The organism is Sapientia aquatica (assembly GCF_004358105.1).
GTDB classification, from domain to species: domain Bacteria; phylum Pseudomonadota; class Gammaproteobacteria; order Burkholderiales; family Burkholderiaceae_D; genus Solimicrobium; species Solimicrobium aquaticum.
On sequence record NZ_SMYL01000014.1, the window covers coordinates 17,051 to 36,084 of the forward strand.

A 19,034-nucleotide genomic window follows, 5' to 3' on the forward strand; every position below is an offset into this window, starting at 1 on the left:
TTTATTTCGTTCTCACAAATTCTCAATTCCTATGACAAGCGCACCTTCACTCGCCTCCTATTTATCCCCCATCCCCTTGGTGGCAATTCTGCGCGGCATCCAAACGCACGAATGCCAAGCGATTGTCGATGTGCTATACGAGAGCGGTTTGCGTTGCATCGAGATTCCATTAAATTCACCGGACGCGATTCGCAGTATTGAAGTGCTGGCTAAAACGATGCCAGCCGATTGTTTATTAGGCGCGGGTACGGTTTTAACTTTAGGCGCACTCAACGACGTCGCAAACGCGGGCGGTAAGTTAATCGTGATGCCGCATTGCGACCCAGAGCTAATCACCCATAGCGCGGCTTCTGGCTTGTATTCGATTCCGGGTGTGGCGACAGTGAGCGAAGCATTCAGCGCATTAAAACACGGGGCGAATGCGCTCAAATTATTTCCGGCTGATTCGGTTTCACCAACTGCGTTAAAAAACTGGCGCACGGTTTTACCGAAAGAGACTATTTGCCTGCCAGTCGGCGGAATCAGTCCCGACAATATGGACGCTTACTTTCAAGCGGGAGCCAATGGATTCGGCTTGGGCGCAGCCCTGTATCAGGCCGGAATGAGTGCAGAGCAAGTTAAGTACAACGCGCAACGATTTATTGCTAACTTGCCCCACACAAGGAATTAAAAAATACCCATCATTTTTTGAGCGTTGCGCCGATTTCCTTAATCCGTCGCTCGCCAATCGCCAGCCGCTCGTCCGAGGAATGCACTGAGTAGTAACCCATCGCTAGCTCTTGCGGCGCTTTGACTGCCGAGGCGACCAAAAAGCCTACATTGGTAGCGGCTTTAAATTCCAGCGCGCCGTTGCCTTCTTCGAATACCGCCAACTCGCGCTCAAGCTGTTCGCCGTTGACCACAAGCTGCCCCGCTTGCGCGAAAGTCCATGCGATGTTGTGTTGACTGACGGGTTGGTAAGTCCATTTGTCGCCGGCTTGCAATTCAACCCACAAATAACACACATCAAACGGCGCGGCGATTTGACTCACTAAGTTGTGATATTGGCCCATTAACAACGTCACCGGACCAGCAGTCGGAACGTTCGTCGGTTGCAAAAATTGCGCGCTCGGCTCGGCCAATTCGTGCGAGGGCGGCAAAGCAAACCACGTTTGAAAACCTTGCATCTGCGTGCCATTAAGGGGTCGGGCTTTATGCCAAATTCCACCACCTGTCATCACCCATTCAACGCCGCGCTGCTTGACTAAATCAACCTGCCCGCTAGAAGTGGTGTGCTCCATATCAAACGTCAGTGGAAAGGTCAGCGTGGCAATACCGGAATGCGGATGAAAGCCGAAATTAGGCCCATCACCAACCGCATCCACATAATCCAAAAAAATAAACGGCTTGAGCAATTGCCCCAAATCGCCGGGACTCATCAGCCGCGTAATTGGGCCGTGACGATTTCCAGCGGTACGCGCAACGATTTTTCGTGGACTGGTCATGGAAGTCTCCTGGGTTGTGTAGCGGCAATTTTACCAACATTAGATCGATTGGATTAATCTGAATCCAAATTGTGTTGCTGCCCAAAGCGATTGAATTTGGCTGACTGAATTATGTTGAACCCTACCCGCGTTGCGTTGCTCACTTCGCGCAGCGATCGACAACCATTCCCGTGACAAGGCAATGACAGAATCAATTTAGCAGCAGATTATGACCCGTAACTTGGTTGCAAATCCCCTAGCACCGATCTAGTGTTTTGGATTTAGGCGACTACAATACCCTCCGTATTACCGAATTAATTCGGCACCCATCGCATCCAAACAGACCGCAATGAAATCACACCAAAACCATGCTTCGCAGTTATCCAGCACACTAAAAGTAACAGCACAACTAGCCGTTGCCTTAACGATTACGAGCGTGAACCAATACGCCATCGCAACGGGCGATGCGATGGCTGGCGATCCGGCGGCGGGCAAAGCCTTGTTCAACAGCTTAGGTTGCGCGTCCTGCCACGCAATCGGCCCCGGCGCGCGGGCGGGATTTGGCCCTCAGCTTAACGGAGTGATAGGACGGGTTGCTGGCAGCACCGTGGACTACCAAAGCCGCTATTCTGCCGCCATGAAAAAATCCGGCATCGTTTGGTCTGAGCAAACTCTAACGAAATTCATCAACTCACCAAACGACCTCGTACCGGGCACAAATATGCGGTTTTGGGGACTGAGCAATGAAACCAAACTCGCCAATTTACTCGCCTATTTAAAAACCTTCCCCGCCAACCCCAAATAGCGCCCAACAATTCCAACTCAACATGACCGCTTTATGACAAAGCGCATGCTATCCCCATTATTTTTTGCTTTTATGAGGGAATGCGAATAAGGTTACAAAAAGTGTCTTTAAGCAACATTGGTTGACCATATAATAAGCGGCGCAATTGCCACATGACCACAACCAATATCAATTAAACCCCTCAGGGAGACACGCATGACCACGCCGACTAGCTACGATTCAAAGACCATTTTCTACCACTGGATTAGCGTTCTGCTGATTTTGACGCTCTGGATACTAGGCCAAAATATCGACAACTTCGCCAAAGGCGACCCGCGCGTTATCGCGCGCAGCATCCACATTACCTTAGGCGTACTACTCAGCGTGGTGTACGTTTTACGCATTAAATGGAAATTTACCGCCGCGCAAAAGCTACCCCAAGCCACCCCCGGCACCGCAGGAAAGCTCGCCATCGGCGTGCATCATTTGCTGTACTTAATCCTTGGCTTGATTTTGATTCTCGGCATTGCAGCGGTATGGATTCGTGGCGATAACATTTTTAATTTATTCCGCGTTCCAGCGTTCCCAACCACGGACAAAGAATTACGCGAAACCGTGACTGATATCCACGGATTATTGGCGAATGCCTTGCTGGTGTTAGCAGCAGGACATGCGTTGATGGCGATATGGCATCAGGTGATTTTGAAAGACGGTGTTTTGAAACGGGTGTGGCCGTCTTTGAAATAAATGTTGGTTCAGTGGCGCGGGCAACAGAGCGATTTGCTTAGTCCGACCCGCGCCACTGTAGTTTGCCTGCACTTACATTTGCTGAACTGAATTTGCCGACGTCATGAATGGGCGCAGTATTTACAACGTCGCCCACGCCAACCAAACCGATCGAGATTTTGACACACCGCAGCCAGTCAAATCCGCCCTGTAATCCGCAATAACATCACGCTACTCGCCACCAACAAGCCACTCAGTAAATAAATAGCGAGATCCATACTGCCAGTCGCCATTTTGATTTGACCGATGACATACGGACTGACGATTCCACTGGTAATGCCTACGCTACTGATTAATGCCACGCCGCTGGCGGCCATGTTGTTGGATAGGTGGGACGTGGGGATGGCCCAGAATATCGGTAACGCTGCAAAGATCAGTGTTGTTGCCACCGACAGCAGCGCCATCGTCAACACAAAGTTGGCGGGGTGGGTTGTTAATAGCACTAGCGCTGCTGCACCACCCAGCGCGCAGCAAACAAAATGGCCTACCCGTTCATTCTGGCGATCAGAGCGACGCGAAATCGCAATGATGCCAATGATAGCCAGCGCATTAGGAATGACTGAATAAAGACTAATCGACACCACATTCGTGACACCAAAATCACGGATCATGGCGGGCATCCAAAAGCTCAACGTGAGCGATGCGCAGGTTAGGGAAAAATAGACAAACGCAAATAAATACACCCGCATCGTCGTAAGCAAGGCCAGCAAGGTCGGCGTATCTATCTGAGCCGAACCAACATTATCAATGGCAAGGTTGTCGGCAATGCGCTGCTTCTCGGCCTGATTCAACCATTGGGCGTCGTGCGGTTTATCGTCCAAATAAAAATAAGCAATGAGCGCCAACATAATCGCTGGCGAGCCTTCGATTAAAAACATCCATTGCCAACCAAACATACCCAAAACGCCGCCCATGCTTTGCATGATCCAACCCGACACCAAGCCGCCGAGCACGCCAGCGACTGCCACCCCAGCAAAAAAAACCGCAAGCACCGCAGCGCGTCGGGTGGGTGGAAACCAATAAGTGAGGTACAACACAATGCCAGGGAAAAATCCGGCTTCAAACACACCCAGCAAGAATCGCAGCGCATAAAAATCAGTAGCGTTCCTCACAAACATCATGCCAACCGAAACCAAGCCCCATAACAACATAATGCGGACAAAGGTTTTGCGGGCACCGATTTTTTCTAGCAGCAAATTGCTTGGCACCTCAAACAGCACATAGCCAATATAAAAAACCGCTGCGCCGATGCCATACATCGCATCGCTAAATCCTAAATCAGTCTTCATCTGCAATTGTGCGAAGCCGATATTGATGCGATCTAAAAATGAAACCACGTAACAGACAAATAAAAACGGAATGATGCGTAGGGCGATTTTTCGATACAGCTTATTATCGAATTCGCTGTCTTTAATGAGCGCCGAAGTGGCATTGGGGATGGGAATCGATTGTTCAATCATGGCAGTCTCGCGTCATGTTTTTTGTTGGATGATGTTTAGCGCGCCCGCACCGACGTCGGCGCGCGCTAACTGCTTTGGTTCAGCAATCACGCACGGCTTCCCATGCGGATTATTTTGCTGCGCATCGACCGGCATCCTAACCCTGTGCCAGTTGCGGAACACGCGGATTCACCTCCTCCCAATTTGGGCGGTTTGCTTTTTTTGGATGCCTCCGATCATTTGGTCGCGCAACGCTATGACGCGAGCGACGGCAGCTTTTATTTGATTCGACCAGACCAGCATGTTTGTGCGCGCTGGCGTCAGGTGAATTTGGCGCTGATCGAACAAGCGCTACTCCGAGCCTGCGGCATTAATCATTCCGTTTAGCTGACGCAGAAATGCTGCGTCGCCCTCATCTCTTTTAGTAACGTCAACGCATCGAAAGGACAATCATGTCGATTAATACCGCCGCCAATATCACCAATCACGATTTATTTTATGACTGGCTAATTCAATGCCACCGTGATTTAAGTGACGCCCAAAGTCAGGCGTTGAATGCGCGCCTGATTTTGATTCTTGCTAACCACATCGGTGATCTAGCAACACTTCTGGACGCTATGAGCACTGCGCGGGAATCCGATAGGTCCGGCTAGGCCTACCAACGTACCTAAATATACAAAGAGGTATTCCATCCAGATTGGACATTGATAGCTGTTATGGATCAGTTTACGGTGGCTACCCAATGAGTGACCCACCAATAAAACTAACCCTGTACTTGCGACGAAGAGCGTTATGGCAGTCAAAGAGCATGTAAAAAAGCCGCCTACTACCGCGCTGACTGCCATGACTAAAAACCATATTGACTTAATGAACGAATAGCGAACTTGCCCGACAACCACACTCAAATTAGATCTCGATTGAACCCGGTGAGCGAGCAGATTTTCATGACTATTTTGCATAAAGGACTCCATTCTGTAAGAGGGAAATTCGCATTGCTATTTCATTTAATTTGATTCAGATTATTGATGTAGCGAATACCGAAAATTTTCAATAATGCTGCTCTGAATGCCTTACAAATTGGATAAAAAATCTGTGCGCCAAACCTAGTTCTGAATACGTAATAGTTGATCGTGTTGAATGCTCCAGAGGCTGAACTCAAAAGCGTCAACATGTGAATTGCGTCTGGCCCATAATAAATCGCGCCATCAAACTTAAGAACCATACCCTGATCGATATCCAATCCAGCTGCGGTAATTTCAGCTAACAATTGGCTTGGTCGACGTGCGTCAACCAAATGCAACTCGCCTACTGCTGCACGAATACGAATATATTTGCTATACATTTTGCAGACGGGACATTCACCGTCATACACTAGCCAAACGTCTTTCGCAGATGAATTTTGGTTATCCATGCGTGATCCTTTTGATTCAAGAGTTAAGTGGCGCGTTTGGTGGTATAATACATCGTATTTAACTAATTAGCTAAATAAAATGAAGATCGATAAAATATTTGAAGCTTTAGCATCAAATCCACGCCGTAAAATTTTGGCCTACTTGTCCGAATCGTCTATGACCGCAGGAGAAATTGCTGAACGGTTTGAGATGACAAAACCGTCGCTTTCTAAGCATTTGAAGATTCTAGAAAGTGCTGATTTGATCAAGAGTGAGAAAAAAGGGCAATTCGTCCACTACAGCTTAGCGGATGATAATTTGATTGGGACGCTCCATAGTTGCTTAGCCACAGTGTGCCCAGTTGGAGGGCCATTAGTTAGGGAAAGCGCTGCAAAAGCGAAGAAAAATGCAGAAAGAACTTAGCTATTAGTGAACACGGCTACATCAATAAAACTTCAAATGCCAAACATTTTTTCCACTTAAGTTGGATTTCTGCCTATTAACCTAGGGTCGAAAGTCGGTTTCCGGTTGAAATAAATTTTGGCAAGCATAAACCTAATAATGCACCAATCAGATGGGCCTGCCAGGCGATGTTCACCCCAACAGGAAGACTAGAAAAAACTGACTGCGTATTAGTGATGTCGATCCAAGTTTTTAGTATCGCTAACCCACTAACTAGAGTGACGACAATCTTCATGCTACTGCTTTCTCTCCAAAAGACGCTGCCAGCATAAACACCAATTGCCGTTAAAACTCCAGATGATCCCCTGTAAATGATCAATTCAGGAAAAGCTATTAGTAACGATAGCGAAATAAATGTTGCGGATAAAAATACAAAAAATAAAAAATATCTCCGCGACGTCGTTGACTCGACTGTTCGGCTGACTAAATACATTGAACTAATATCGATGATGGCATGCTGGGCAGAAAAATGAACCAGATGACCGGTCCAAATCCGCCAAAATTCCCCTCCCAAAATAGCTCGCCGGTCAAATTCTAATGTTGCACAATACGTCTCCGGTGCTATCGCTAGTGCAACGCAGGCTAACGCCAAAAATACGGAAGCTGGAAGAGATTTAAGCACGATGAGATTTGATTTGGAAAAGCACCGCAAGCGCCATCGCAATCAATAAGCTCAACCAACCCCAATCTCCACCGCTGCGATAGCCTGGCTTATTTTCAACCCTAATTGAAGAGTCTGTTTTGATGCGCTCCCGGAACTTATCAAGTTCATTTTGCAACTGAGGGATTAGATTATCAACGGCCTGATTGAAGCCTTCCAATCGACCTATCCGAGAACTCTCGCTGAACCCAGACATCGACGCGCTACCTTTGATCTGGCTTGTTCCTGGCGCTCTAAATAAAAGCTTTCGGCTTTTAACATCAAAAACAGAAGCGTCGAGTAGAGTTTGAATATCGTATTTATCGCCATGTACAACGTAAGCGCCAATAATGGTCCAATAGAGAACCGATAATTCATTAGAATCGTTGAACTGGACTTGGTCATAAGAAAGTAACGCAACCACCTCGACGTTGAACATTCGAGCAACCTGATCAAGATTCTCAAATCCACCTTTAGCGCGCAGATATTGAGTCGGAATAATTTCTATGGTTGAGATGAATTGTTGATTCCCAAATGCTGCCTTTACACGCTCAAGCAGACGACTTTTATCAGCTTCACTCGGCCCACTACCCCAACCAGCGCCCGGAACAAAAGCCACGCCAACGCGAACCGGTGGACGGAGATAAGTCACTGAAGGCTGCATTTGAGGTGCGGTTTTGGCATCCGGATATAGATAATCGACAATGCTTCCCGTCTGTTTCACTTCACCATGTGTCACCATTGATGCACAACCGACCAAAACGAACACGGCCATGCTAATCAACATTAAATAGAGTCTCTTCATCATGCCCCCATAGGGTAAATAGCCAATTAGTTCGAATGAAATTTCAACATAACTCACATTACAACCTAATTCACCATATCTAATACTCCGTTTGTAGCGAGGTAATAAGCATCCGCCGACCTTCCAAAAATACTTTGAATCACGTCGTCCGTCTTTTGCATATCTTGGCCACGTTCTATATAGAATGCCTTACAGGGTTCCTTATCATCAAAACTAGAGTAGAGAACTGGAATTTGTGCCGGTGGATTAACTAGGACCTGATGATGGTGACCTGAAAAAATAATTCCAACAATTTTTGTTCCAGAAATTGAGTGAATATTCCACTTGGAAGGCATGAATGAACTAAGAGCGAGAACAACGTTTAGTCCTGGCTTACTAACCGTTACCTCGTATTGCGATTGCGGCTCAATGCTCGCACCAGAACCCAAACTCATCATATATTCTCGGGAATAAAAATTGCCCCGTGCCTGCTTACCATCATGATCACCGCCGGCCAACAATTGAAAAGTTCGTGGAAGCCTACTTTTAAATGCGCTGCAGGCATCAATAATATTTAGCGTTGGCTTATTTTGACTAGTCGATTGCTGTTGCTCTAAAGGGAGCTGATCGCCCAGCTTTTGCGGATTTTGAAAATTCGCTATCGGTTGACTATTCGAACATGCAGCAAGCAAGCGCTTGTTGTTGGTTTCAAGCTTTGGAGTATCTGGAGAATCGTTGTAAAGTGTGCCCACAATTGGATTGCCGACAAAATCATAGCGGACCACCACAGTGGAGTGTGAAGTGGCATTCGCACAATCAAAAAAAGAGACAGAAATCGCATTAAATGAAGGTTTTCCAAATACTGTGACCGCAGGATCAAAGACTGCCTTTTGCTTGAACTGAATCATATTGTTTTTGACGAATCGTTGACTTAGGTCTTCAAATAGCTTTGGTGACGGTGTGGGTGAATCCATGGGATTCCAATTCCCATTTATTGAAATGTCAGGAACAGCAACACCCTGATCTCGCCAAACACAAAGTGATTTAAACATGCCAATAGGGTAGTCGATAGATGAAGTATTACCGATTACCTGGATAACACGATTTCTATCCGCTGTTAATACTACATTTCCAGCTTCATCCAGAAAATCGACTATGAGCGACTTATAGATTCCATCCTCGCAGTGCACTTCCGCATGATATTGCATCGATTTATAGCCGACATTATCAAAAAATTTGATCTCTTTGCTCTCTTGTCGCAACACCATAGTCGGATACATTTCATTCAGATTGATTGAAAGATAGTCGAGTGACGCGCCACTCTCAGGATCTCCCAACTTAATCCATAGTTGAGGTCTGTTATTGGGCGGATAAGGGGTTGCCACGGTTGCAGCGTTCTCCACATTGCCCTGTGCTGTGATTTGATCACTGACTACATCCCCCAGTCCAGCCTGTCGAATTTGTACCGTAGAGTGTCCGTGCTTAGCTATCAGCCCATAAATACCTAATGCTGCCATTAGCAAAACTACCCACACTACCCATTCTGATGCGACCGAAAATTGGCCTTTTGTTTGGGGCAAGATTTCGCCCTTGGAAAGCGCTGCATCAAGCTCTACATCTTGCGTTTGCTTCGCGGAAGCAATAAAAACTTCTTGGTCTGGCGCCTCAATTTCCTGCGCTGGCAAATCAAATTGTGTTGACGCATCACTTTGAGTCGCCATGGATGGCAGGGGAGCATTCGATTCAATGCCTGTTTTACTTATCGCGGGAGGCACAGGCGCAAACCAAGCCACGCCCATGAATACTATTCCAGCGGCAATCATCGCGAAGATATTGCCAAGTTGCCCTAAAGATCCAAAATCAAATAATACTAATTTAACTGCAGCCAAAACCAGCAAGAGCGCGCCAGCGGTCCACATCACTCTCGATCTGGCCTGAGTTGCCCACCAAGCTATCCCTGCGCCAAAAATCGCCCACATCAATGACACCATTCCAGGCAAGTTCATTTTACTTACATCAGCCACCGTCAGGTAGGCACTATTAGGACCAAAACCACGAAGTAACATTGCTTGAAGTACTAATGCAGTACAAAATACCGTCACCGCTCCGCGAGCAGCCGGAAATAGTGATTCAAATTTACTGGAGTTATAAATAGAGAGAAGTAAGAATCCTAGTGCCAGCAATTCGAAACAAATTGGCCATGGTCCCCGTTGAATATAAAGCAAAGTGACTAAAATCAAGGCTACAGCAACAGCCCTAAAATGAAATGTGCGAACTGTTGACGCCCAAATCGAGCTTGGTTGAATACACAATTTAGCCCAATATGCGGCGACAAACATCGCAAGTACAACAACAGTACCGCAGAAAAATTCCGTATCGATTTTAAAATCAATATTAGCCCTAATCGCCCACGACACGATAAGCAGCGGAAATACGATCAACACAAAAGATACGGCTTGATCACGCTTGTTATCCAGCGTTCTACGTCCAACTCTCCAAACAAAAATCAATACGACGACAGGAACAAAAATCAGAAAAGCTAGCGAGCAATAAGCATCTGCACGGAGTGATGCCCAAGTACCTGTAACCAAAATTGCGAGAGTTAACAAATTAACCCATCCAGCACGTACCGCAATTTTCGGGATAACAAATGCCAGTAATAACGTTGCCATAAGTAGGGATCCAAAGATCCATTGCGGCAGCATTTCAATGTTTAACCTTACTAACTCATGCAGTATTGCCAGCCCAGCCCAACCAACTGCCGCGATACTGAGCAACCCCGATAACCCTATTTTCCTACGTCGTGCGATTTCGCCTGCCATACCTAACAGTGCGGCAGCCAAAATCCGATTCCCAAAAAGACTATTCAAAAATACGTGGTCTGACGATAACTTTACGATTGAGTTACTAACATGCACCAAGCCTAAAAGTAAGATTATTCCGCAAAGAACTTCTTCCGTAGATTTTGAAAATTTCAACCGTGTAGCGCATGCGAATAGTGCGACCGAAACTGCTATACCAACCAAATCCCATGGTATATCGGTTAGGCGACACAAAATTGCGCCGAAAATAAACAAGACAGCGACTACGCAATGCCTAAACACCCCAACTCGCTTGAAAATGATCAAATATAACGCTGCAGCTAGCCAAATTGCTCCTAATCCGAAAAGGCCAATTGATCCGTCGCTATGCATATCGGGTGATATTTGCAAAGTAAGGCAAAGCGACACTAGGGGGAGAAGAATGAAATAGCCAAGATCGAAACGAATAATCCAGGTGGATTGTGTATGACTTTGCTCAATGATCGGCATAAAAACGTGGATCAATACCAAACCCAATAGCAACGGTTGCATTTGCTGAAAATACTCAGGTTGATAAAACTTGCAAGTCCAACCAAAAAACATTGCGCCAGCCAAGGTGAACAAAAAACTCAAATGTATTAAAGATCGCCAACCTCTGAAGCTAACCATGAAACTGGTCACCAAACTTACCGCAATGTAGTAGCCAAATACCGACAAGGGATCCGGATTACCAATTGCAAAGGCGGGCGCTACATACGCGCCCGCCATTGCCAATATGCCTATCGACATTGCGTTTCTAGACAAGGCAAAAAATGCGGCACCGGTCGCGACAATAGCAAGCAAGCTTAATGCGCTCACATCGCTAATGTAATTAAAGAATCCATAAGCACTGTAAGCTGTCAAATATGCGACGCCAAATGCCGCCCCAGCAAACGCTAATTGAATCGCTCTTCGATCAGGTTTATTTTTTAAACTTGCCGACACACCAGCAAGTAACAAAGACATAAAAAAACCACTGGCTAATTTATGTTGCGGTGGAAAATCAAGATTAATCAACGCATAACGTAGTAGTGCTCCCACTCCCAAAATTAATAGCAACCCGCCAACCTTGGCCGGCCAATTTCCGGTGATCATCCATTTCCACAATCCAAAATTAGTGATGCCAATTTTGGAGTCACTTGAACGCTCTTCGGTAAGCATAATGAATGCAAAAAGTGCTGCAATCGATAAAGTAAAAATCAATGATGTCATAGGATTGCCATTCCATTTAAGGTTGGTACACGACTAAATTAAGGTTGAATTAATTGTCAAAAACCACTAGTTTTTTTAGCGCTTAAAATTTTCACGCCAGTGGCTTTCATAAAGTAAAACTACGCACTCCCGCAGTTGCTCAGGTTGTATCTGATCAGATTGCATCGCTTCTCCAATCTTTAATTCAACGATGTTAAATAGCCCGCGCCGAAATGGCTTGGTCATGGCAATCCTTTCGCCCTTAACTAATTCGATGCGACTAAAGAAAGAGCCCCATAAATTAACAAGTGCCATTGGCACTACTGGTGGAATATTGCCGTTCGCCTTTGCCAACTCAAGGATTTTCATAATCCCCCCCTTAAATTGCTGAACCTGACCATCTCGTGTCAATCCTCCTTCCGGGAAAATAGCCAATAAGTCGCCGTCTTTAATTACCTGTGCTGCGCGTTCAAACGCCTGTTGATAGATCTCGGGATCTTCTGTCTGCGGCGCAATGGGAATTGCTTTCCCTAACCGAAAAATCGCACCTAGTAATGGTACTTTGAAGATACGATAATCCATCAAAAAATAGATCGGCCTCGGGCTCGCAGCCATTAATAAGATAGCATCAACGAAACTAACATGATTACAAACCAAAACTGCTGAACCTTCCACTGGAATATTGTCGTCACCGCGCACCTTAAAGCGGTATACGATATGCGACAAAACCCAAGCGACAAAGCGCAATAGATATTCCGGCACCAATAGGAAAATATAAGTGGCGACAATTGCATTAGCGATTGCGACTAACAAAAAAATCTGTGGAATCGTTGCTCCAAATTTGAGCAATAAACCAGCGATGATCGAACTGGCGATCATGAATAACGCATTCAATATGTTGTTGGCTGCAATAATTCGCGCGCGATGGCTAGGCTGGGAACGCAACTGAATGAGTGAATACATCGGCACGCTATAAAGGCCTGCAAATAAACTCAACAAACCGAGATCTGCCATCACTCGCCAGTTCTGCGATTGAAATAAAAACATCCGCGCAGTCATCGTTTCCGCGACTGGCAAATTTCGTGAAGCGAAAAACAAATCTAATGCAAACAGACTCATACCTATAGCGCCAAGCGGCACCAGACCAATTTCAACGTGACGACGACTAAAGACCTCACATAGCAAAGAGCCCGCTGCAATTCCGATGGAAAACACAACCAACAATAAGGAAGCGACCTCTTCATTACCATGTAAGACATCTTTTGCAAAACTCGGGAACTGACTTAAAAAAACCGCCCCAAAGAACCACATCCAACTAATCCCTAATAACGAACGAAAAACGACTAAATTGCTATGAGCCATTCTCAGATTACGCCAAGTTTCGGTAAATGGATTCCAATTAATTTTCAACCCTGGATCTGTTGCTGGAACTAACGGAATCACCTGAGCTGTTATCCGCCCAAGTAGAGCGATCACAAGGCAAGCAATCGCGACATGAGTATGCCCAATCTTTGGAGTGGCGACTAGTAATCCACCCGCGATATTGCCCATTAAAATAGCGACAAAGGTACCCATCTCTATTACGCCATTACCACCAGTCAGCTCACGCTCATTCAATACTTGAGGAAGATAAGCAAACTTCACTGGACCAAATAAAGTTGAATGTACGCCCATCAGAAAAATACAGAACAGCAGCAAAATCACGTTGCTGTTCACAAATCCATAAGCGGCAATCGACATGACTACAATTTCAAAATTTTTAATAAAACGGATGATCGTCGTTTTTTCGAATTTATCGGTTACCTGGCCGCTGGTTGCAGATAGCAGCAAATAAGGAAGAATAAATAATGCGCCAATCACCAAGCCAGCTACCGCCGGCTGTAGCCAAGAGACTTGCAATTGATAGGTCACCAAAACAGTGAAGGCAAATTTGAATAGATTATCGTTAGCTGCCCCCCGCAAACTGAGTCCAAAAGAATGGTGAAAACCGGCGTTGTACTAGTAAGGCAAACTGATTAGGGTGAACATTTGGTTGCGGAAGAGTGTGCCTTGCTGTGTCTGGACATACTGTCTCAGCGGACGATTTCATTGTTAGCCCTTTGGTCTCATTTATATTGTCGCGACAATATACCTGCAAACAACCAAATAACAAAAAATTTCTGTACTATTTATAAATAACGATACCGTCGGTATCATTTTATAAGACTAAAAGGACTGCCATGACTACGACTGCTGCCTTGATAGATGCTATAAAAGCTGAGCTAAAAGCTGCTCATATTACTTACGCGGAATTAGCGGAAAAATTAGGTATGGCGGAGTCGAGCATAAAAAGGATGCTAGCCAAACGTGATATGGCGTTATCGAAAATAGACTCAATTTGTACCGTTCTCAAGATCGACTTCGCTGATTTGGCGCGGCGCGTTTCGGAGTCACAGGTGTTGCTGGCAGAATTGACACTGGCGCAGGAAAAAACTGTTGTCTCTGACAAAAAAATGCTGCTTGTCGCAATCTGTGTATTGAGTCAGTGGTCGGCTGAACAAATTACTGCACATTACAAGTTCACCGACATGGAAGTGATTAAGTATCTGACACTGTTGGATCGAATCGGCATTATAGAGCTGCGCACTCTTAACCGCTACAGCCTAAAACTAGCCAAAACGTTTCGCTGGCGGCCACACGGTCCGGTGATGAATTTTTTCCGTGAAAACGCCTTACTAGACTACTTTAAAGGGGGGTTCGACGGGGAATCCGAATCCCTACTATTAGTGCATGGCACCATAAGCAAAAGTATGGCTCCCTCTTTCGTGGAGCGCATACAACGTGTCGCACAAGACTTCGCCCAACAACATCAAACCGATCAAAAACTAGCGAAACAACACACCAAGGGCTACAGCCTGTTGCTATCGATGCGCTCCTGGGACTATGAGGTATTTGAACAATATCGACGGTAAAAATTTGATGGATTTAAATCAAAGTATCTCGTAGCGATACTTTCAATCTTATTTAAAACTACTTCATTGAATCAAGTTTCATTCGACGTTTTTTATAGTCAGACTAACGCCATTTACTGACCTGGAAAACACTCATGAAACGCTATCTCACGATACTACCTGTTGCAATCGTTCTATTAATTGGCAGTCTTTTTCTCTTACATGGCCCAATTTTACAGTTTGCGCATTATCATGAATTTGCAGATCATTCTGTATTTTTTGGTGTGCCGCATGCTGCCGATGTCTTCTCAAATATAGGATTCTTCTTCGTGGCAATTTGGGGTTTATGGACACTCTGGCCGATGCGCAACCACCCGGCGCTGATTTCGGGCTGGCCTGGGTACAGACTATTTTTATTCGGCCTACTATTCACGTCAATTGGTTCCAGTTTTTATCATCTAGACCCAGACAACGCCCGTCTGATATCGGACCGTCTTCCAATCGCAATTGCTTGCGCGGGCTTGCTAGCAGGTGTGAGATCAGAGACAAAACTAAATATTAATGGCTCGCTCAACGCTACGTCACTATTTTTATTCGCAATTTTTAGCGTGATCTGGTGGTTTGTAACTGATCGAAATGGAGTAGGTGATTTACGACCTTATTTATTCTTACAAGGCCTGCCGATCATCCTAGTACCCCTATGGCAGAAAATTTATAACGCACCGAGCAAAGATCGGATCGCATTCGCAGTTGCACTTTTAATCTATGTACTGGCAAAGATAGCTGAAGTTAACGATTATCAAATTCTAAGCGTTACAACGGTCATTAGCGGTCATACGTTAAAACATCTGTTAGCTGCTGGCGCTGCAGCGCTTATAGTTGGGCGATTAATCGCGAGGGTCCAATTCAACTGTAATAAGGAACCGAGATAATCGAACAATCGTCACCATCAGCACCCACTTGAACCTTGCTTTTGTCCCAATACTTTCAATATAAACGATAGCTTATTCTGGATTCCAGGTATCCCAACCGGATGCTTTTTGCGGACGCGTTCCAGTAATTTCTCGTAAGGCAATCGCCTTATTAAAGGGGCAAGTTGAACCATCTCTTGCAAAGTTAAAGCTAACTGGGCCACATCTACAGAATTCTTTAGTTCTGACCACCACGGTTCTGGCAAACCGGCTAAGTTTATGTTACTCAACGGGAATTCGATCAAGCCCACGGGGGTTCGAGCCACTTCTCGTTTGGTGCCGCCGCATGGAAATCGCTCGCGAACCCATTCCCTTAACTTCGCAAAGCCAGGATAGCCGAGCATCTTCGTCGTATACGCAATGCAGCGTCCATGATTGGCGTAATGATTTAGGACGGCATTCTTTTGATCTTCTGAGTACTTTTTCTTTGGTCGAAAGTACCCTTCCTTTAAACCGCCCCGCTCTTAGAATTCGTAATGCCAAGCTTGCAATGAATTCTTGGTCGCGTACCCAGGCCCTAGCAGGCTGATCGATATTAAATTGCTGCTGTAGCCGATTTGGCGAAGGAATCATGGAAGCCCAGCTTTGGATCGTGGCCGACGATAGCGCCTCCGGAACAGTTGTTAGTATCCTCAAACCCCAAACACCTGTTAAATGTACTGCAAAACTTATTCTCTAAAGTGAGCTTAAAGCAATTCGATCTCTTAGGAATTTGGAGTTGAATTCAATCAAATCCCAGTGTGTTACTACAATTGCAATATCACGGATAGGTGGATTTGAACCACCGACCCCAGCATTATGAGAGTGCAACGTTTCAAAATTTATTTATATTAATCAGTTGCTTACAATGCTTGCCAAAGCACTTAGCCAATGTCACACAAGGGCATCAAATTTGATTGCTCTTAGGTGACGGCACAATTTAGACACAGCAATCTCTTTCGATGCTTATTGTTGCTGACCACACAAGACATGTTGTTGATAGCATTCAAAAAGAGCTTCATTTTCTTTATAAAAGTCGACGTCTGATATTTAGAGTCGCCCAGAAAAGCCCATATTTCTCCAATTTATGCAAAAGAACAACGTAATCCGAAATGGAATTATAAGAAATTAGAATTTAAAGACAAAATTTCGTAATCAAATACTTGAAATATTATTTAAATGCTGTACTATTCATGTATTGACACAGGGAGGGGATATGAATTTCAAAAAAACAAAGCATGTTGCAGCACGACAATCGCAGCGCGGTATCACATCATCCATGGTTGATTATGTGGCTATCAATGGAATAGAGGAAAACGACAAAATCATCTTGGGACGTAAAGAAGTGTTGCAGTTACTTGCGGCCATTAAAGATGAGGAGCGTTTATTGATGAAAATTTTGGATAAGGGTGGTGTAGTTGTCGTTGCTGAAGGTGACTCCATCATTACGACTTATAACCGTAGCTCCCGTCGCAGCCGTGCCGCGCGTAGCCATTAATAACTGAAGAAATAGAAAACATTATGAACGATAAAATTTTGCTGCAACTCATGGATATTTTCCGAAACGAAGCAGATTTGAATTCAAATAAAGGGGCGATTTTTTCGCTATTGTTCCTTGCATGGCATAAGGCATCAGAGACTCCAAATTGTCCAGCAAACTTGCAGATGAAAAATTGCCAAGCCATTAGTCCAGATGATTTGGTTGAAACGATGAATAGGTTGAACTCAGTGACGAGTGATGCAGCATTTGCGATTAATCTTGAAGACTTAGCTCGTCTGAAGCAGCTTACGGTTAGCGCGGCCATTAGTAAGTGTCTAAGCATGAGTAAATCAGGTTTACTTGATGAGTATGATCCTACAGATGCAGTTCATTCATTCAACTCACTTGAACTTCCATATCCTGAAGATGTGTGCGACCTTTTGGTCGATTTAGCAGGCAATATTGCGAATGAAGAGGTCTATCTGCCGTGGGAATCAAATGGTCAGCTCACTGGGCGAATCCTAAAGAAAAAAGCGAAAGCGATGGTGGAGGCAAAATGGCACAGTCCTGTTCCGATCCTTGTCTCGTCGATCCTTTCGGGGGGGGACCAGTTTCATTATGCGTACAATGATCCACTCACAAATCCGCATTATGTGAAGAATGGCCAATTACGCATTTTTACCACAACAATTGCGCGCCTTCCATTTGGCGCCAGTTCACGTATAGAATACTTTGAGCATGATTTGTTTGATCGATTTAAAGAAAAGACGCGATCAATTGATTTGCTGTTAGCTCGACATATTCTGGCGCAAACAAAAGGACGTGCGATATTGACGGCAATGAATTCGCTCTTGTTCAGCTCGGGGGCAGAACGTAGCTTTCGTGAAGATTTGCTCAATCGCCAGCAAATTGAAGCTGTGATTGCGATGCCACCTCGCTTGCTCAATGACACTGCGATTCCTTTTGCTATCTTAATTTTGAACAATGAAAAGCGATGCGAGACAGTTCGTTTTGTTAATGCTGATACGCCACGATTTGCGGAAGCAATATCTCGCACAAAATCGAGGCTAATTAATTTGGATGCCTTAGTTGAAACCATACTGAATACATCCGAATGTAGTGACGCACGGAATGTAAGTACACAAGAAATACTTGCCAATGATGCACAATTACAAGTGGGGCGCTATGTACTTGGTGCCACGGAGCAGAAAGTTGCTCGTTTGCTGGAGACAACGGAGGTAAGGCCGCTAGATGAGATAGCTATGCTGGTTAAGCCCATGGCGAATAGCAATTCAGAAAACGGGATTTCTATTTATGAAATAGGCGCGGCTGATCTTCCAGATTACGGCTTCATTGGCAATCCCAAAAAACAACTTCAAATAGAATTTAAAGCAGAAAAAATGAAAGGTCAGTTTCTGCGTCCCAATGACATAGTGTTGATCATCAAGGGCAACCTCGGGAAGGTTGGGATTGTGCCGGATGGTATACCACCGCCTGGCGCGAATGGCTGGATAGCAGGTCAATCATCTGCTGTTATTAGGGTAACCGACACGAGTCAAATAGATCCTCGGGCGTTGTTCATGTTACTAAGATCTCAATTGGGGAAGGAACTGGTCAAATCGTTAGCTTCCGGATCTGCGATTCCTTTTGTTCAGCTACGCGAGCTAAAGAATCTCCGCATCCCTGTCCCATCAAAAGAAGAAAGTGATGACGCCATCAAAATTTTGCAAGAAGAAGATTTGCTGCAACATAAGATAAATGAACTTCTACGTCAGCAGGTCTCCCTTTCTGAGAATTGCTGGTCACTCGATAGTATGGAAATTGAAAAATGAGAACCAGTATCTAGCGTAATTCACGAATAAACGATGCAAATGATCGGACGTGGTGTGTATAC

General features: G+C 45.2%; 16 protein-coding genes and 1 pseudogene. 10 read left to right on the forward strand and 7 right to left on the reverse strand.

The features are described 5' to 3' along the window. The first annotated feature begins 31 nt into the window (after nucleotides 1-31). Nucleotides 32-670, forward strand: coding sequence for a 2-dehydro-3-deoxy-6-phosphogalactonate aldolase (locus E2I14_RS17440; RefSeq protein WP_133330912.1), 639 nt, complete (start codon nucleotides 32-34; stop codon nucleotides 668-670). A 10-nt stretch (nucleotides 671-680) separates the two neighbouring features. Here E2I14_RS17440 and E2I14_RS17445 read toward each other — a convergent pair whose 3' ends face one another. Further along, nucleotides 681-1,484, reverse strand: a complete 804-nt coding sequence (locus tag E2I14_RS17445) for a pirin family protein (RefSeq protein ID WP_133330914.1) — start codon at nucleotides 1,482-1,484, stop codon at nucleotides 681-683. Nucleotides 1,485-1,812: 328 nt separating this feature from the next. On the opposite strand from E2I14_RS17445, the gene E2I14_RS17450 reads away from it, so the two are divergent. Both E2I14_RS17450 and E2I14_RS17455 read left to right on the forward strand, forming a co-directional pair. Continuing rightward, entirely contained in the window at nucleotides 1,813-2,268 is a 456-nt protein-coding gene (locus tag E2I14_RS17450; RefSeq protein WP_406675719.1) for a c-type cytochrome, read from the forward strand. Between the two features lie 195 nt (nucleotides 2,269-2,463). Further along, nucleotides 2,464-2,994, forward strand: a complete 531-nt coding sequence (locus tag E2I14_RS17455) for a cytochrome b (protein WP_133330916.1) — start codon at nucleotides 2,464-2,466, stop codon at nucleotides 2,992-2,994. 176 nt (nucleotides 2,995-3,170) lie between these two features. On the opposite strand, the gene E2I14_RS17460 is transcribed toward E2I14_RS17455, so the two are convergent. Then, a complete protein-coding gene (locus tag E2I14_RS17460; protein ID WP_133330918.1) occupies nucleotides 3,171-4,493 on the reverse strand; it encodes an MFS transporter in 1,323 nt (440 codons plus the stop codon). A 102-nt stretch (nucleotides 4,494-4,595) separates the two neighbouring features. Between E2I14_RS17460 and E2I14_RS17465 the strand changes: the two genes are divergently transcribed. Next, nucleotides 4,596-4,859, forward strand: a complete 264-nt coding sequence (locus E2I14_RS17465) for a hypothetical protein (RefSeq protein ID WP_133330920.1) — start codon at nucleotides 4,596-4,598, stop codon at nucleotides 4,857-4,859. Nucleotides 4,860-4,924: 65 nt separating this feature from the next. Beyond that, entirely contained in the window at nucleotides 4,925-5,125 is a 201-nt protein-coding gene (locus E2I14_RS17470) for a DUF2783 domain-containing protein (protein ID WP_133330922.1), read from the forward strand. A gap of 347 nt (nucleotides 5,126-5,472) precedes the next feature. Here E2I14_RS17470 and E2I14_RS17475 read toward each other — a convergent pair whose 3' ends face one another. Further along, nucleotides 5,473-5,883 carry a DCC1-like thiol-disulfide oxidoreductase family protein gene (locus E2I14_RS17475; RefSeq protein ID WP_133330924.1) on the reverse strand — a complete coding sequence of 137 codons (411 nt, stop codon included), beginning with the start codon at nucleotides 5,881-5,883 and terminating at the stop codon, nucleotides 5,473-5,475. Between the two features lie 79 nt (nucleotides 5,884-5,962). On the opposite strand from E2I14_RS17475, the gene E2I14_RS17480 reads away from it, so the two are divergent. Continuing rightward, nucleotides 5,963-6,286 (forward strand): metalloregulator ArsR/SmtB family transcription factor, encoded by a 324-nt coding sequence (locus tag E2I14_RS17480; RefSeq protein ID WP_133330926.1) that lies wholly within the window; start codon nucleotides 5,963-5,965, stop codon nucleotides 6,284-6,286. A gap of 76 nt (nucleotides 6,287-6,362) precedes the next feature. On the opposite strand, the gene rrtA is transcribed toward E2I14_RS17480, so the two are convergent. From rrtA to E2I14_RS17500, 4 genes and pseudogenes are all read right to left on the reverse strand, one after another. Further along, nucleotides 6,363-6,947 carry a rhombosortase gene (gene rrtA / locus E2I14_RS17485; RefSeq protein ID WP_165967884.1) on the reverse strand — a complete coding sequence of 195 codons (585 nt, stop codon included), beginning with the start codon at nucleotides 6,945-6,947 and terminating at the stop codon, nucleotides 6,363-6,365. Next, nucleotides 6,940-7,752, reverse strand: coding sequence for a rhombotarget lipoprotein (gene rhlP / locus E2I14_RS17490; RefSeq protein WP_227544780.1), 813 nt, complete (start codon nucleotides 7,750-7,752; stop codon nucleotides 6,940-6,942). Before rhlP ends, rrtA begins: the two co-directional genes overlap by 8 nt. An 83-nt stretch (nucleotides 7,753-7,835) precedes the next feature. Further along, a complete protein-coding gene (locus E2I14_RS17495; protein ID WP_133330932.1) occupies nucleotides 7,836-11,801 on the reverse strand; it encodes a DUF2339 domain-containing protein in 3,966 nt (1,321 codons plus the stop codon). A 75-nt stretch (nucleotides 11,802-11,876) separates the two neighbouring features. Next, nucleotides 11,877-13,869, reverse strand: a pseudogene (locus tag E2I14_RS17500) (MFS transporter). Nucleotides 13,870-13,999: 130 nt separating this feature from the next. Here E2I14_RS17500 and E2I14_RS17505 point away from each other — a divergent pair. The 4 genes from E2I14_RS17505 to E2I14_RS17520 all read left to right on the forward strand — a co-directional run bounded on the left by E2I14_RS17505 (nucleotide 14,000) and on the right by E2I14_RS17520 (nucleotide 18,972). After that, nucleotides 14,000-14,731 carry a helix-turn-helix domain-containing protein gene (locus tag E2I14_RS17505; RefSeq protein ID WP_133330934.1) on the forward strand — a complete coding sequence of 244 codons (732 nt, stop codon included), beginning with the start codon at nucleotides 14,000-14,002 and terminating at the stop codon, nucleotides 14,729-14,731. 134 nt (nucleotides 14,732-14,865) lie between these two features. After that, nucleotides 14,866-15,642: a hypothetical protein gene (locus E2I14_RS17510; RefSeq protein ID WP_133330936.1), complete on the forward strand. Its 777-nt coding sequence runs from the start codon at nucleotides 14,866-14,868 to the stop codon at nucleotides 15,640-15,642. A gap of 1,234 nt (nucleotides 15,643-16,876) precedes the next feature. After that, nucleotides 16,877-17,158 carry a DUF4258 domain-containing protein gene (locus E2I14_RS17515; protein ID WP_133330938.1) on the forward strand — a complete coding sequence of 94 codons (282 nt, stop codon included), beginning with the start codon at nucleotides 16,877-16,879 and terminating at the stop codon, nucleotides 17,156-17,158. Between the two features lie 23 nt (nucleotides 17,159-17,181). Continuing rightward, on the forward strand, nucleotides 17,182-18,972 hold the full coding sequence (locus E2I14_RS17520; RefSeq protein WP_133330940.1) for an N-6 DNA methylase: 1,791 nt from the start codon (nucleotides 17,182-17,184) through the stop codon (nucleotides 18,970-18,972). Nucleotides 18,973-19,034 lie beyond the last annotated feature (62 nt).

What these genes read in the sequence shown, in the direction of transcription:
- E2I14_RS17445 (WP_133330914.1), bottom strand. Translation starts at nt 1,484, where the DNA reads ATGACCAGTCCACGAAAAATCGTTGCGCGTACCGCTGGAAATCGTCAC.
- E2I14_RS17470 (WP_133330922.1), top strand. Translation starts at nt 4,925, where the DNA reads ATGTCGATTAATACCGCCGCCAATATCACCAATCACGATTTATTTTAT.
- E2I14_RS17515 (WP_133330938.1), top strand. Translation starts at nt 16,877, where the DNA reads ATGAATTTCAAAAAAACAAAGCATGTTGCAGCACGACAATCGCAGCGC.
- E2I14_RS17505 (WP_133330934.1), top strand. Translation starts at nt 14,000, where the DNA reads ATGACTACGACTGCTGCCTTGATAGATGCTATAAAAGCTGAGCTAAAA.
- E2I14_RS17460 (WP_133330918.1), bottom strand. Translation starts at nt 4,493, where the DNA reads ATGATTGAACAATCGATTCCCATCCCCAATGCCACTTCGGCGCTCATT.
- E2I14_RS17475 (WP_133330924.1), bottom strand. Translation starts at nt 5,883, where the DNA reads ATGGATAACCAAAATTCATCTGCGAAAGACGTTTGGCTAGTGTATGAC.
- E2I14_RS17450 (WP_406675719.1), top strand. Translation starts at nt 1,813, where the DNA reads ATGAAATCACACCAAAACCATGCTTCGCAGTTATCCAGCACACTAAAA.
- E2I14_RS17495 (WP_133330932.1), bottom strand. Translation starts at nt 11,801, where the DNA reads ATGACATCATTGATTTTTACTTTATCGATTGCAGCACTTTTTGCATTC.
- E2I14_RS17440 (WP_133330912.1), top strand. Translation starts at nt 32, where the DNA reads ATGACAAGCGCACCTTCACTCGCCTCCTATTTATCCCCCATCCCCTTG.
- E2I14_RS17465 (WP_133330920.1), top strand. Translation starts at nt 4,596, where the DNA reads ATGCGGATTATTTTGCTGCGCATCGACCGGCATCCTAACCCTGTGCCA.
- E2I14_RS17480 (WP_133330926.1), top strand. Translation starts at nt 5,963, where the DNA reads ATGAAGATCGATAAAATATTTGAAGCTTTAGCATCAAATCCACGCCGT.
- E2I14_RS17520 (WP_133330940.1), top strand. Translation starts at nt 17,182, where the DNA reads ATGAACGATAAAATTTTGCTGCAACTCATGGATATTTTCCGAAACGAA.
- E2I14_RS17510 (WP_133330936.1), top strand. Translation starts at nt 14,866, where the DNA reads ATGAAACGCTATCTCACGATACTACCTGTTGCAATCGTTCTATTAATT.
- E2I14_RS17455 (WP_133330916.1), top strand. Translation starts at nt 2,464, where the DNA reads ATGACCACGCCGACTAGCTACGATTCAAAGACCATTTTCTACCACTGG.
- rhlP (WP_227544780.1), bottom strand. Translation starts at nt 7,752, where the DNA reads ATGTTGATTAGCATGGCCGTGTTCGTTTTGGTCGGTTGTGCATCAATG.